This window comes from Bradyrhizobium sp. ORS 375, assembly GCF_000239775.1.
Classification (GTDB): Bacteria; Pseudomonadota; Alphaproteobacteria; order Rhizobiales; family Xanthobacteraceae; genus Bradyrhizobium.
The window spans coordinates 1-14,769 of sequence record NZ_CAFI01000229.1 but is presented as its reverse complement, the minus strand read 5'-3'; the positions used below and the strand labels follow the sequence as shown (position 1 = coordinate 14,769).

General features: G+C 66.9%; 10 protein-coding genes. 3 read left to right on the top strand and 7 right to left on the bottom strand.

Going from position 1 to position 14,769, the window contains the following annotated elements; translation table 11 throughout:
• The coding region (locus BRAO375_RS18725) for a GAF domain-containing protein (protein ID WP_035641039.1) at window positions 1-811 on the bottom strand (811 nt) is incomplete at its 3' end.
• Window positions 812-1,160: 349 nt separating this feature from the next.
• Here BRAO375_RS18725 and aroQ point away from each other — a divergent pair.
• Window positions 1,161-1,619 carry a type II 3-dehydroquinate dehydratase gene (gene aroQ, locus BRAO375_RS18720; RefSeq protein WP_009029028.1) on the top strand — a complete coding sequence of 153 codons (459 nt, stop codon included), beginning with the start codon at window positions 1,161-1,163 and terminating at the stop codon, window positions 1,617-1,619.
• Window positions 1,620-1,824: 205 nt separating this feature from the next.
• Here aroQ and BRAO375_RS18715 read toward each other — a convergent pair whose 3' ends face one another.
• The 4 genes from BRAO375_RS18715 to aspA all read right to left on the bottom strand — a co-directional run bounded on the left by BRAO375_RS18715 (window position 1,825) and on the right by aspA (window position 9,238).
• Window positions 1,825-3,270 carry a CapA family protein gene (locus BRAO375_RS18715; RefSeq protein WP_009029027.1) on the bottom strand — a complete coding sequence of 482 codons (1,446 nt, stop codon included), beginning with the start codon at window positions 3,268-3,270 and terminating at the stop codon, window positions 1,825-1,827.
• Complete coding sequence (locus BRAO375_RS18710; RefSeq protein WP_009029026.1) at window positions 3,249-6,077, bottom strand: DUF3160 domain-containing protein; 2,829 nt, start codon at window positions 6,075-6,077, stop codon at window positions 3,249-3,251. Before BRAO375_RS18710 ends, BRAO375_RS18715 begins: the two co-directional genes overlap by 22 nt.
• A gap of 323 nt (window positions 6,078-6,400) precedes the next feature.
• Window positions 6,401-7,717 carry a dicarboxylate/amino acid:cation symporter gene (locus BRAO375_RS18705; protein ID WP_009029025.1) on the bottom strand — a complete coding sequence of 439 codons (1,317 nt, stop codon included), beginning with the start codon at window positions 7,715-7,717 and terminating at the stop codon, window positions 6,401-6,403.
• Window positions 7,718-7,744: 27 nt separating this feature from the next.
• Window positions 7,745-9,238: an aspartate ammonia-lyase gene (aspA, locus tag BRAO375_RS18700; RefSeq protein ID WP_009029024.1), complete on the bottom strand. Its 1,494-nt coding sequence runs from the start codon at window positions 9,236-9,238 to the stop codon at window positions 7,745-7,747.
• Between the two features lie 221 nt (window positions 9,239-9,459).
• Between aspA and BRAO375_RS18695 the strand changes: the two genes are divergently transcribed.
• Together BRAO375_RS18695 and cuyB are read left to right on the top strand one after the other, a co-directional pair.
• The gene (locus BRAO375_RS18695) at window positions 9,460-10,419 is read left to right on the top strand and encodes a LysR family transcriptional regulator (protein WP_009029023.1); all 960 of its coding nucleotides are present in this window, start codon (window positions 9,460-9,462) and stop codon (window positions 10,417-10,419) included.
• Between the two features lie 91 nt (window positions 10,420-10,510).
• Window positions 10,511-11,221 (top strand): cysteate racemase, encoded by a 711-nt coding sequence (cuyB, locus tag BRAO375_RS18690; protein WP_009029022.1) that lies wholly within the window; start codon window positions 10,511-10,513, stop codon window positions 11,219-11,221.
• An 86-nt stretch (window positions 11,222-11,307) separates the two neighbouring features.
• Here cuyB and BRAO375_RS18685 read toward each other — a convergent pair whose 3' ends face one another.
• Window positions 11,308-12,921, bottom strand: coding sequence for an outer membrane protein (locus BRAO375_RS18685; protein WP_009029021.1), 1,614 nt, complete (start codon window positions 12,919-12,921; stop codon window positions 11,308-11,310).
• 744 nt (window positions 12,922-13,665) lie between these two features.
• A complete protein-coding gene (locus tag BRAO375_RS18680) occupies window positions 13,666-14,646 on the bottom strand; it encodes a catalase family peroxidase (RefSeq protein WP_035641036.1) in 981 nt (326 codons plus the stop codon).
• Window positions 14,647-14,769 lie beyond the last annotated feature (123 nt).

Here is a 14,769-nt window from a genome sequence, read left to right as displayed (position 1 = left end):
CGCGCGCACCCTTGATCAGGTCACCGGCGGGAACGGGACGCGCCAGCGCCGACGCGGAGAGGCCGAGCGCCCGGCGCGCCGCCCGTGTCGCGCCGACCACGAGATCGTTGCCGTCGACCGCCAGCATCGAGTTGATGTCGCGCTCGCTGTCCGGCGTCAGCACGATCCGCGCGTGCGGAAACGCCTGGCGGAAATTCTCCGCCTCGATCAGGCGCGCGGCATCGGCCACCGTGGTCGCGATCAGCCGGCCGAAGCCCTCGGTGAGATCGGCGCGACAGGAGGAGACGTCGAGCGCCGCCTTCAGCTGGCCATGCTCGTCGAAGATCGGCGCCGTGGTGCAGAACAGCCGCGCATTGCGGGCGAGATAATGCTGATCACGATCGATGGTCAGCGGCCGCTTCTCGACCAGGCAGGTGCCGATCGCGTTGGTGCCCTCGTGCCGCTCGCTCCATACCGCGCCGGTCCACAGGCCCCAGGAATCGAACGTCGAATCGTCGCCACGCGCGCCGCGACGGTCGACGACGGTGCCCGCGGCATCCGCCAGCAGCACCGAGCAGCCGACACCGCCGACGGCAAGGAACAGCCGATCGAGGCTCGCTTGCGCGATCGCCAGCAGCCGCCCGAGCCGCTCGCGCGCCTCGGCAATCTCGGCCGCCGTCAGGCGGCAGGATGGCGCATGCGTGGCGGGATCGAGCGCGTGAAGATGGCCGGAACGGCGCCACGACGCTGCCAGCGCGGAAACCGCCGGCGCCCCCTTGGCGACGACGTCGAGCACGCGGTCCGAATGGGAATTCCCGGGCGAACGCCCCATCTCCCTGCTCCGGCTTCTCCCCTGCCCCTGCGGTCGGCGACCGTCCCGCGGGTCTTGGCGTCATATTGCCGCGACTACAACACCCGGCCTTGATCCGCGTCAAGACGAGCACGGGGCTGTTGGCCTGGCGATGCCGGCAGCGGCGTCGCGCCGGGCGGGATGGCCGGTATGCGACGGATGTTGCCAACCGCGCGCGCTTCGTGGCAAGCACCTCCCTCGCAGCCTCGCTCGGTTTGGTAACTCTCGCGATCGGCGTGCCTGCGGCGGAGCCCGGCGACGTGGGGGCTCCAAAAGCCGAGCCGTCGCAGGCGGGCGAACATCCTGCCCGTCCCCGAACTGGAGTTCTCGCATGAGCCGTCTCGTCTACGTTCTCAACGGGCCCAACCTGAACCTGCTGGGCAAGCGCCAGCCGCAGATCTATGGCCATGAGACGCTGGCCGATGTCGAGCGGGACTGCCGGTCGCTGGCGGCGGAGCTCGGGCTGGAGATCCGCTTTCACCAGTCGAACCGCGAATATGAGCTGATCGACTGGATCCACGAGGCGCGCGAGACCGCCGGCGGCATCGTCATCAATCCCGCGGCGTTCACCCACACCTCGGTCGCGCTTCTCGACGCGCTGAACGCGTTCGACGGCACGGTGATCGAGGTGCACATTTCCAACGTGCACAAGCGCGAGGAATTCCGCCACCACTCCTTCGTCTCCAGACGCGCCGACGGCGTGATCGCCGGTCTGGGCACCCAGGGCTATCAGCTCGCGCTGCGGCGCGTGGCCAAGCTGCTCGACGACGGCAAAGCCGGCGGTGGCTAACGCCGGTCATTCCGGGGAAGCCCCGAAGGGGCTGAACCCGGAATCCCGAGCTCGCCTGATCAGCTCGAGATTCCGGGTTCGATGCTGCGCATCGCCCCGGAATGACGCCGCGGAAGATCAGCATCACGTCTCACCGTGACAAACGCCTGACGCGCGCCGTCTAGATTGCCGTCGCCGGGGCGATGCGACTGACGCCGCCACCTGCTCAGCCGCCGCGGTCGAAACGCCCTGCGCATCGCGCAGCGAGTGCGCCGTCGCTCACGCCGGTGAAGCCGAAACCGTTCCAGGCATAGACCTGCGTCCGCGTCGATGACGGCGTCGCCGTATCCAGCATGATGAAGGAGTCGCCGCGATGCAGGGCGCACAAATACGATTGCCCCGCATCATCGGCGATCAGCACGGCATCGAGCAGCGGCCAGGCCAGCGCCGAGCCGCGCCACTTCGCCACTAGGCCATGCGACGTGACCTCGTAGACATAGGGACGCGGGCTGTCCTCACCGTCGATCGGCGAGGCATGGCGTTCGAGCGTGAACAGCAGCGGCGGCTGATCGGCGACGAGCCGTCCGGCTTCGGCTGACAGCAGCGCGCGCGGCGGCGTCCGCCAGCGGCTTGCCTCCGCGCGGCCTTCGAGAACGAGTCGGTCGGAGGCGATCTCGCCATCGCGGATCCAGGGCGAGATGGCCAGCCCGGCCACGCGCAGCGGCGCGCCCGCCTTGACGGGACAATGCACCAGACTGACCGGTGGCTGATCTTGTGCGGCCGCCAAGGCAGGATAGGCCGAGCCATCAGGCGTCCGGGTGGGCAGACCGCTGCAGATCAGGCGATCGCCCTTGATCTCGCAGTCGGCGATCAGGCCGCGCTTGGTCTGCGGATATTTCTGATCGAACACGTGATTGCCGAGCGAGTAGAACACCGGCTTGCCGTCGACGCAGGCCGGCGGCTGCACGACATGCGGATGCGCGCCGATGATGAGATCGGCGCCCCGGGCGACCAGCCATGTCGCCGCGGCCTCCTGCTCCGGCACGACCCAGTCGGCGAGCTCCTTGCCCCAATGCACCGAGACGATCACCCAGTCGCCCAGCGCCCGCGCCAGCCGCAGCTTCTGCGCGACCTGCCAGGAGGGCACGCGATCGATCCGGCCGTCGCGGCCCGGCACGAGATTGAGGCTGATCAGCGCAAGCGTGCGACCGCGAACCTTGAAGAAGGCCGGAGATTCAGCTGATCCGATCGCGCCGAGCCCAGCCGCTTGCAGTGCCTCGCGCGTAGCCGTGCGCCCGACGTCACCAAGATCGCCGCTGTGGTTATTGGCGATGCCGAGCGCCGTGAAGCCGGCATCCCTGAGCAGCGGCACGAGTTGCGGATCGACCGCGAAGCACAGCTCCTTCGGCGCGTCGCACGTGTCAGGCGAGCCGATCGTGCCCTCGAAATTGCCGAACACGAGATCGGCGCCCCGGAACGTATCGCGCAGGCCGGACCATGGCGACAGGCGGCCGCGCGCGGCGATCTCACGAGCGACCTGCCGCGCCAGCAGGATGTCGCCGGTGAACAGCAGCCGCGCCGCACCGGACTCCGACGCCTCGCCGACCGCAGCGCCGCTCAGCGCGAGCAGCAGCGCCAGCAGGATCCGCATCACGGTTGCCGCGCGGGACACGACAGCACGTTCCCCGACAGATGCCGCGTCACCCAGTCCGGCCGCGCCTGGCCATCGACCATCTTGCGCCACTCGGCATCATCCAGCGGCCGCGGCGAGGCAAACTCGTAGTAGGAATAGACGCCGCCCTTGACGATTTCGGAGCGGCCGTTGTGCGGCACGATCTGGTCCCACTCGAGCGGCCGGCCGACGCCGAGCTCGCGCGTCCCCGACGGGGCATCGGCGACGTCCACCACCTTCATCATCGGATCGGGGTTGGACAATGCATATTGCGGGTTCGACAGGCTGGAGAAGATCAGGAAGTTATGCTCCGCGGCGCGGCCGACATACTGGATCAGCTTGTAGTCCTCAGCGCTCAGCGTCTCGCCGCGCAACTCCTTCTCTGCGATCTTCTGGTACTTGCGGACGTTGTCGCGGGACTCCGTCAGGCGCCGGATGATGCCGTCGCGCAGCCGGCCATTCGCCGCCGCATCAGCCGTGAGGCTTCGGCTCTCGCGCACCATCGCGATGGTCGCCTCGAACAGCTCGGCGATCGTTGCGAAGCTCGCCGGATCGGGCTCGACATAGCCGCGCGGCGGCTGCATCACGATCGCCTCGAAGCCACCCTCGCCGCATTCGGCCACGGTCTTGTCGTTGACCAGCACGGTGGCGTGGCGCAGCGTCGCCCATGACGCGAGGCCGGTCTGCAGACGCTTGGCGTTCCAGACCGGTCCCGCGACCGCCGAATTCGTGGTGCTGTCGGCCCATTGCGTGGCGAGCGCGGCGATCCAGGAATCGTAGAGGCTGCTGCGCGACTTGCCGCCCGCGGCGGCAAAGCGCTGGCGCACGGCGGCGATGCGGCCGGCGAGATTGGGATAGGCGGCCATCTCGCCTCCGAGCAGCTCGCCCGCCAGGCGGTTGCCGGCGATGGCCGCGAAATCGAGTCCCGACGGCAGCAGGCGCGAGCGGCCGTCGCGGGTCACGATGCGCTCGGCTGCCGGCCGGTCGGCATGGTCGACGACATTGTCGAGCGCCTCATTGTCCCAGCCCCACGCCAGCGGAAACAGCCGCGGCCCGCGCGTATCCGGATGCGAGGCGATCGTCGAGGCCGCACCGCCCCAGACCAGATCGAGCCGCGACGACGCAATGAACGGACGGTACACCGCGATCCAGTCGGTCGCGGCCTTGCCGACGCCGGCATCGAGACCACGCAGCATCGTCGTGTCCTCGGCCGACAGCGGCAGCGCGCTCAGGTAACGCACCGCGCCGAAATAACGCTTCTGCGCTTCGGTCGTGTAGTGGCCGCGCGGCTTGAACTGCGCGAAGTCCAGCGTCTCCTGCAGCGCCAGCGATTGCTCGGCACCGCGCGCAGCAACGATGAGACGGGCCTCGGCATTCGACTCGCTGCGGCCCTCCAGCACGGCATGCGCCGCGGCGAACGCCTTGGCCATGCGACTGCCAGGGTGGCGCTTGGCCAGCTCCGCGTCGGCCGCGGCAACGAAACGCGCGAAGGCCGGCGCCGCCTGCTCACGCTCCAGAATGATGAACAGCCCATCGAAGGCGGCGCTGTACAACTCCCAGAACAGGTCCGTGGTCACGAAATAAGGCCGCGTCGGCACCCGCGTGTCGGGCGCGCCGCATTGATAGGACTCGGTATCGTACAGCTTGAACAGCTGGTCCATCTCCGGCAGCTTGCGGAACAGGGCGCGATCGCGCATGAAGGCCTGCTGATCCGCCGCGCTCTCCATGTACATCCAGGCATTGGCGACGTCGGCCAGCGGCACTGAGATCGGCAGATAGCGCAGGCTCTTGATGGCACCATTGGCCGTCAGCGCGATGACACCGCGGCCGTCCGGCATCTGCGACGGCACCGAGTCGAGCTTGTACTCGGTGAGCGCCGGCTGGTCGGAGCCGTCGATCAGGCCCTTGATGCGGATGCCGGGCTGACCCGGCTGCCAGTCGATCGTGGCAATGCCGTTCGGCGTGTAGGTCAGCGTGTGGCCGCAGTCACGGCCGAACGGCGCGCTCTTGCCCCAATTGTCGGCGGCGTAGCTGAGCTTGTGCAGGCACTTCTTCTGATCCTCCCAGACCAGCTGATTGCCGGCCGGATGGAATTGCAGCGGCAGCGCCGACGGCGCGATGGTCGTGTTCGGCGCCTCGTCGTCATCCTTCTTGGCGGCATCGCGCTGCGGCCCGACAACGGTGTAAAGGCCCTTGCCCGTCTCGGTGACCGTGCGCAGCGCGTAGGCGCCGCTGGCGAGCTTCTCGCCGAAGAACAGGCGCAGCACCGGCGTCTTCTCGCCGTTGACCTCGTAGGGCCGCGGACCAACGACCAGCCGCCGCAACGATGCCGCGCTGGAATACACCGCCTGCGCATTGAAGCTCGCCGCTCTGGCGTCGAGCTTGAGGATCTGTGACCCGCGCTCGCCGGTGGCGAGAAGGAACACCGCCTTACCCTGAGGGTGCCAGGTGAGCGAGGCGAGCCGCGTCTGCGCCGGCACGTCGATCTGGCGGGAGAAACCCTGGCGCCCGAACGCCCAGAACGCCACCTGCTGGCGCCGCGATGCGTCCTCGACAATGGCGGCGACCTCGGTCCCGGTCGGCGAGGCCTCATAGTCGCGCAACGAGAGGCCGGACGGCAGATCGAACGCAACGGCCTCGGCCGGCGATCGCGCCACCACCGTCTGCTCCTCGTCATAGGCGAACGGACCCTGGTACGGCTCGGCCGGCGCGGCGGCCTCATCGACCAGCGGCGTCTGCGCGCGAGCGCTGGTCATCACCAGCAGGATGGCACAGCCAGCCAGCAACGCGCGCGATGCGATCTTCATGCGGTCCTCCGTTTCCGCGCACCCGGAAAGATCGTCCGAGTACGGTCCATTCGATGGTCGGATCCATTTGTCCGCACGTTGCATCGAAACGTTCAATGCGGATGTGCGCGGCAAACAAAGCTGCTCCGACATGGCTCGTCCGCAACAGCTGGCGACCGAGGGCGGTCATATGATGCAACGGTCGACAACGGCGCAAGAGGAGATCCAGGCGGTTGGACAGCCGCATTGCGGCCATGCCACGCACCATGACAAATGGCTCGTCAACGAATCGGGCCCCGCTGATGAGCGGGGCCCCGGGCACCGACGAGATCCGTCCGTGAGCCTCAGCCGGCCACCGCGACGTCAGCGGTGACAGCCTGTTCGAGCACCGTGCGTTCGACGGTATCCAGCTCGCCTTCCCATCTTGCGACCGCCGCCGTGGCGATGCCGTTGCCGATGACGTTGGTCATCGTGCGCCCCATGTCGAGAATCTGATCGATGCCCATGATCAGCAGAATGCCACCGATCGGCAGGTTGAACATCGGCAGCGTGGCGGCGACCACGACCAATGAGGCGCGCGGCACGCCGGCAATGCCCTTGCTGGTGACCATCATCACCAGCAGCAGCGCAACCTGCTGCATGATGCCGAGCTCGATGCCATAGGCCTGGGCGATGAACAAGGCGGCGAAGGCCTGGTACATCATCGAGCCGTCGAGGTTGAAAGAGTAGCCGAGCGGCAGCACGAAGCTGGTGATACGGCCCTTCACGCCGAATCTCGTCAGCTGCTCGATCATCTTGGGATAGGCCGCCTCGCTGCTCGCGGTGGAGAACGCCAGCAGCATCGGCTCGCGCAGCAGCCTGATGAGGCGGAACACCGGTGTGCCCAGCGCAACCAGGCCGGCGAGGATCAGCACCGTCCAGAGCACGAGAAGGCTGAGATAGAACGTGGCGATGAATTTGCCATAGGTCACGAGCACGCCGAGGCCCTGCGTGGTCACGACGGCGGCGATCGCGGCGAACACGCCCAACGGCGCGAAGCGCATCACGAAGCTGGTGATCTGCAGCATGACGAGGACGAGCTCGTCGATCGAGGTTGCGAGCGTCCGGGCATAGCCGGTCCTGAGCCGGCTCAGCGCGAGGCCGAAGAACACCGAGAAGACCAGGATCTGCAGCACCTCGTTGGTCGCCATCGCCTGCGCGGCGCTGGTCGGCACGACGTGGGTGATGAAGTCCTTCAGGTTGATGCCGGCTGTCTGCAGATTGGTCGACGCATCGGCGCGAGGCAGCGGCAGCATCAGATCATGCCCCGGCGCGAACAGGTTTGCGAAGATCATGCCCAGGCCCAGCGAGACCACGGATGCGGAGACGAACCAGCCCATCGACCGCGCGGCGATGCGTCCGACGGCGCGGCCCTCCGCGCCGAGGCTGGTGATGCCGGAGGCGATGGTCGCGAACACCAGCGGCGCAATGATCATCTTGATGAGCCGCAGGAACACGTCGGTGATGATCGAGAAATAGCCGGCGATGGTCTGGGCCATCTCCGGAGTCGTTGCCATGGAATGGCAGACATAGCCCGTCACGATGCCGAGCAGCAGGCTGACGATCAGCGCATGGGTCAAGCGTTTGGAATGCATGGTGGAGCCATCTGCGGCGCTTGTCATGGTCGTCTTCATCCCCCTTGGTTCTTCTTAGTTCAGCTTCGTCGTGAGCGGCCGCAGGCCGTCCATCGCGCAGTCCTTGCGGCGATCCCGCAGGGATGGTGGTATCGCGTCCTCATCGCCGGCAGGAGCGATGATGCTCTGCGGCCGGGTGAGGTTTTCGGGCTTGAGAACCTCGGCGAGCTTCTCGTCGGAGAGCAGGCCGCGCTCGCGCACCAGCTCGGCAACGCCGCGACCGCTGGCATGGGCCTCGATCGCGACGGCGGTCGCGGCGGCGTAGCCGATATAAGGATTGAGCGCGGTCACGAGACCGATCGAGTTCTCGACATCGGCCAGCAGCCGGTCGCGGTTGGCGGTGATGCCGTTGACGCAGCGCTCCTCCAGCGTGAGGCAGGCGTGGCGCAGATGGCTGGTGCTCTTGAACAGGCTGTGCGCGATGATCGGCTCGAACGCGTTCAGCTGCAGCTGGCCCGCTTCGGCCGCGAGTGTCACCGTCAGATCGTTGCCGATCACCTCGAAGGCGACCTGGTTCACCACCTCCGGAATCACTGGATTGACCTTGCCCGGCATGATCGAGGATCCGGCCTGCACCGCCGGCAGGTTGATCTCGTTGAAGCCCGCGCGCGGCCCGCTCGACAGCAGCCGGAGGTCGTTGCAGATCTTCGAGATCTTCACGGCGATGCGCTTCAGCACGCCCGAGACCTGCACGAAGGCGCCGCAATCCTGCGTCGCCTCGACGAGATCCGGCGACGTCATCAGCGGCAGGCCGGTGATCGCGATCAGATGCTTGCAGACGATGCGGGCATAGGCCGGATGCGAGGCGATGCCGGTACCGATCGCGGTCGCCCCCATGTTGATCTCCTGGATCAGGAGCGCGGCCTCGTGCAGGCGCTGCTGATCCTCGCCGAGCATGACCGCATAGGTGTGGAATTCCTGACCCAGCGTCATCGGCACCGCATCCTGCAGCTGGGTACGGCCCATCTTGAGTACGTCCCTGAATTCGTCGGCCTTGCGCGCGAAGGCCAGACGCAGGATCTCCATCGCGGCCGCGAGATCGCGCAGGCCCCTGCAGGTCGCGATCTTCAACGCCGTGGGATACACGTCGTTGGTCGACTGGCTCATGTTGACGTGCTCATTGGGATGCAGCCGGCCATAGTCGCCCTTGGCGTGGCCGAGCAGCTCCAGCGCCCGGTTGGCGATCACCTCATTGGCATTCATGTTGGTGGAGGTGCCGGCACCGCCCTGGATGGCATCGACCAGAAAGTGCTCATGCAGCTTGCCGGCGCGGATCTCCTTGCAGGCCGCGACGATCGCCTGTCCCCTGATCTCGTCGAGCAGGTCGAGCTCCATGTTGGCCAGCGCCGCCGCCTGCTTGATCGCGGCGAGCGCGTTGATGAGCTGCGGATAGCTGGAGATCGCGATCCCGGTGATGCGGAAGTTTTCGACTGCCCGCAGCGTATGCACGCCATAATAGGCTTCCGGGGGCACCTCGCGGTCCCCCAGCAGATCATGCTCCTTACGCACGCCGTCTCCCCGAATGTCGTCGTTGCAGGCCGCGCGGCGACGGTGCGTCGCAGCTCACGGCCCGATGGGAGGGATGTTTTGTTCAGGACGTGGCAACGTTCCAATGCTATGTGCGCACCCGTCATTCCGAGTTTGCATGAATTCAAGCACTGCAACCGGGCATGCCGCCGATGCGCCCGTCCTCCGTCGAGCCCCGGCGCAGGGGGAAGCGAGGTCGGATCATGGAATTGAAATGGCTCGAGGACTTTCTCAGCCTCGCGCGCACGCGCAGCTTCTCCCGTGCCGCCGAAGAGCGCCACGTCACGCAGTCCGCCTTCAGCCGCCGCATTCAGGCGCTCGAGCTTTGGCTCGGCGTGTCGCTGATCGACCGCTCCAGCTATCCGACGACGCTGACCGTCGAGGGCCGGATGTTTCTCGAGACCGCCGAGGAGACCGTACGTATGTTGCATGCCAGCCGCGTGTCGCTGCAGGCCAACATGCGGCCAAGCACGCAGATGGTGTCGGTCGCCGCGCTGCATACGCTGTCGCTGCGCTTCTTCCCGCGCTGGTTTCGCAGCATCGAGCAGCACGTCGGACAGGTCGGCAGCCGGCTGCTGCCCGATGATTTCCACAGCTGCCTGCAGGCGATCGTCGAAGGAAGCTACGATTTCCTGCTCACCTTCCATCATCCGAACGTGCCGATTCCGCTGGAGCCGGAGCTCTATCCGCATCTCGTAGTCGGCACCGACAGCCTGGTCGCGGCGCGCAGCCCGCGGCTTGCCGCTGGCGAGGACGACACCGTTCCCTTGCCACTGCTCAGCTATGCCACGAGTTCGTTCCTGGGACGGCTCGCCACTTTTGCGCAGGCGCAATTCGCACAGGCCAAAGGCGCGCCGCCGGTGCAGGTGGCGCATACCAACGAGAACGCGATGGCCGACGCGCTCCGCTTCATGGCGCTGGAGGGCCACGGACTCGCCTGGCTGCCGCGCAGCCTGATCGCCCGCGATCTCGACGAGGGCTCGCTGATCCTGCTCGGGCCGGAGATCCCGCTCGACATCCGGCTCTATCGCAGCGTCCGGCGCACTCGTCCGGTTGTCGAGCGGGTCTGGGCCGCTGCCCGGCAGCTCGCCGGCGAAACTATGACGAATCGGAATGGCGGTGTCGGTCTCGGCATTGGATCCGGCGCGGCCGATCCCGCATGATGAGGCTCGAAAGCCGGCGGCACTGCACACCGGACCATGAACACGCCGAGTGGCGTGTTCATGGAGAGCGGGACAGGGAGGAATTGAGACGATGATGCTTGGCGTTCTCGGCGGCATGGGTCCGATGGCGACGGTGGATTTCATGGGCAAGGTGATCCGGAACACGCCGGCCGCCTGCGACCAGGACCACATCGAGATGGTGGTGTGCTCGGCCACGTCGGTGCCGGACCGCACCGCCGCGATCCTCGACCAGGGCCGCGATCCCCTCCCCGCGATGCTTGACGCGCTGGACCGGCTCGAGCGCTCCGGCGCGACCTGCATCGCCATTCCCTGCAACACCGCGCATCATTGGCACGGCGCGCTGCAGGCGCGGACGCGCGTGCCGATTCTCCACATCGTCGATGCGCTGGCCGATGCGCTGGCTGCGCGCGGCCTCAAGGGTACCACGATCGGCGTGCTCGCGACCGATGGCACCGTCCGCGCCGGCATCTATCAGCGCCGCCTCGCCAAGCGCGGCTACGCCTGCGCCATGCCCGATGGCGCCGGACAGGCCGAGGTGATGCGCGCGATCCGTCTGGTCAAGGCCGGCGACGTGGATGCCGCGACCACGATTCTGAGCCGGCAGGCGCAGGCGCTGGTCGCCAAGGGCTGCTCACATGTGGCGATGGCCTGCACCGAAATTCCGCTGGCGCTCGCCGCGGTGCAGGGCGAGCTGAAGCAGCGAATGCTGGATCCGACCGACATTCTGGCGCAGGCCTGCGTCCGGTCCTGCCTCGTGACGCCCGAGCGGCGCGTCGCCTAGCCCGCCGCAAACGCGATCAAACACGAAAGGCCGCCTGGACGAACCAGGCGGCCTTGTCGTGTTGCAGGTGCGGCGCCTTGCAGGCCTCAGCGGCCGGCGCGCGAGAGCATCTCGAAGCGGTAGTTCACACCGATCAGCGCCGTGTGGAGCTGGGTCCTCTGGCTGACCACGTTCGGCCCGCCGGTGATCGCCGCCGCTCCCGGCACCACGCCGGTCACGGTGCCGAAATCGGCATAGTCGTATTCGGCGAAGGCCGACCAGTTGCGGGCAAACATCCATTCGACGCCGGCGCCGACCGTCCAGCCACTGCGGTTGAACGCGGCCATGGCCGACTGGCCGGTGGCGTTGTTGACGACCGCGACGCTGGTCCGCGTCCACGCCGCGCCGCCGCGGACATAGGCGAGGATCTCGGGCGTCACGAGATAGCCGGCGCGAACCGTGGCCGTGTAGAGATTGCGCGTCGACGTGTTGAGCGTGAGCTGCGGCCCCAGCGCGCTGGATCCGTTGATGATGCCGAGATCGGCCATCGCCTGGATGCCGACGACGAAACGGTCGAGCTGATAGTCGCAGCCGAGCTGCAGGCCGCCGACGACGTCGCTGCCATTGCTGGAGACGGCGGTCGGGATCTGCACGGCAGCGACCGGCAGCGGCACGACGTTGCCCCCCCCGGCGGGCGGCGGGTTCTGCGGCGGCGGGTTGTTGTTGCCCTGCGGCGGCGGCTTCGGTTGTCCGCCGCCGTCCTTCGGCGGTGGATTCTTCGGCGGCCAGCCGGGCTTGCCCGGGTGATACGGCCATCCGCCGTGATGATAGTTGCCGCCGTGCTGCTGCCAATGATCCTTGTCGGGCTTGCCATAGCCGCCCTTGTCGTCATCGTCGCGCGGCTTGCCGCCCCAGCCGTAGCCGCCGTGCTTGTCGTCGTCGCGATGATCCGGCTTCAGCCAGGCGTAGCTGTCGTGCCCGTCCTTCGCCGGCTGCTTCGACCAGCCGAACGTCGCGGGCTTGTCGTCGCCATCATTCTTCTTGCCGCCCCAGCTGCCGCCCTTCTTGTCGTCGTCCTTGTGGTCGTTCTTATCGTGGCTCAGCCAGGAAAGGCGGTCGGAATAGCCGTTCGAATGCAGCTGCGACCAGCCGCCCGACTTGTCATGGTCGTCGTCGTGATGCTTGCCGAACCAGTTGTCGCTGTATTTGACGTTCTTGTCGTTGTCGTACTTGTCCTTGTACGGCGTTTGCCACGGCCACGACGGCTTGTCGCCACCTTTCGACCCGACCTGCGGCCAATGATGGTCGCCGTGCTCGTACTTTTCGTGCTCGTACTTGCCATGCTCGTACTTGCCGTGATCGTACTTGTCGTGATCATGCTTGTACGGCGGCTTGTGATACGCCCAGTCGTGATCCTTGCCGTGATCAGGCTTGCCCGGCTTCCACCAGCCGCCGCCGTGGTGCGGCGGCTTGTTGTAGGGCGGCTTGCCTCCGCCATTGTTCCCGCCGGGGTTGTTCGGCGGCGGCGGGTTGGGCGGCGGGTTTGCAATCACCGGCGGCTTCACCACGGGCGGGTTGTTGGCGTTGCCGACCGGCTGTGGCGCAGGCTGAACCGGCGCAGCGCCGGCATTGGCGACCTGGCTCCAGGTCTGCTGCTGGCGCGACCATGCCATGCCGGCGTTGGCGCCGGCGTGGCAGCCACTCCACCTGTAGGCGAACACGTCGGGCGGCGGGAGCGGGGGAGGCAGGGCGAGATCAGTCGCCCAGACCGATGTCGTACTACCTGCGAAAGTCGATAGGCAAAGACACACGCCAAATACGCGACGCATCGAACTCATAACTCCTGAACACGTGCCGCAACAAACGACGGCCGCATCAGGAGGGTCAGATTGTGTCGCGATCTGAATTGAAAAATGTCATTGCTGGGGAATGCGGATCGCGGCGATGCGCCGTTAACAATTCCGTTTCGAGTGTTGCAGCGAAGATGCAGAATTCAGGCGGAAACAAGCGATGCCCGACACGATTGCGTCGCAGAGTGCGCGGGGCGATGCAGGCTGCAGCGATCATTAGTCGCCGAAGGCGAGTGCGCGAGATGCGGATGCATCCTTTGTCATAGGCCGATTTGCTAATCCGCGGCGAAGCGCCAACGGCCGGCGCGGAGCAACTACTCGCTTTGGTTGCTACATCGGGCGTCGCAGTCGCGATCGGATCGGTGTGCCATCGGCGCGACACGCGCCGCATCCGACGACGCTCATCGGCAACGCTTCGCGCCGATCTCGCCGATCATGCGGCGCCATCGATCGGGACAAATGATGGCGCAGCCGCGCCGCAATGCGATCGAATATGGCGATGGCTCAACGAATTCGTGGCGGACGCTCGCAAAGACGTCCGCAAAGCGTCCACATTTGCGACCCTGTCATCGACGCGGCGCGCACGACCTCACATGCGCGCCGCGGAGGGACATCTCACGGATTGCGTCGCGAGAACGAGATCGCGTAGGCGCCGTTGCGGATGTCGATCATCGGATCGTCCGACGCCTCGATGCCGTCGGTGAGCTGGCCGGGCAGGAACAAGAGCTTCTTCTGCGCGGCGTCGCTGTCGGCGACCGCCTTGTCGATCGTGACAACGCCGAGCTCGACGAGCTTGCGATCGTCGGGCCACGCCTTCGCCGGATCCCTGGTGTCGTCGCCGGCGGCCGCGAGCTGCGCCATGAAGCGGAACGTCACGGGGCCCTGCTTCAGCCGCGCCGGCAGCTCGGTCATCAAGAAGTCCGGCGCGCGTTTGGCGGCGTCGTCCTTGTCGAGATGCACCACCTTCTCCGGCAGCATCTGCCAGCGCACCGCCTGCTTGGCGCCCTGCTTGTTGACGAGCACGAAGGCGTTGACGCCGAAATAGGCCTCGTTGGCGAAGCTGTCCGGCGTCGCGATGGTGCCGAGCGCCGCCGGCACGGTGGGATGGCTGCCGATGAACTGCTCGAGCCGGGTCGGCTTGGCCGCATTCGGCCCGCTGTCGGCGATCGCCAGGAACAGGTCGCGCAGCTCGGCCGCGGTCGAGACGGGGAAGAACTTCAGCGAGTTGATCACGAGGTCCATGTCGCTGCCATCGGCGAGATGAAACTTCACCGCCATGCCGTGCGGATTGGCGTCGCCCGAGCCGTCCGGCAGGTTCGGCACCCCCGTGGAATCCGAGAACCGCACCGTCACCGGGATCTCACCGCCGCTGAACAGCGACGCCTTGCTCAAGGTCGCCGCATCGGCTGACGGCTTGAACCTGCCCTCGACCACCACGCCCTTGGCGTGATTGGCGCGGAAGCCGGCGTGCACGCCGAACACCTTGTTCATGGCGTCGACCAGCTGCTGCTCGACCGGCGCATCCTCGGCGTAAGCAATGGTGGGCAGCGCAACGGCCAACCCGGCCAGCGCGGCAACGAGCGTGCGTATCATCATGAGCGGCAATCTCCTGTTGGGGGCGATGCAGCATAGCAGTCTCACATGATGCGCGAGCGACTTTCAGCGCGCGCGATCCGACGATGTCCGACCGCCTGATGGGAACTCCGCCCCAACCATATA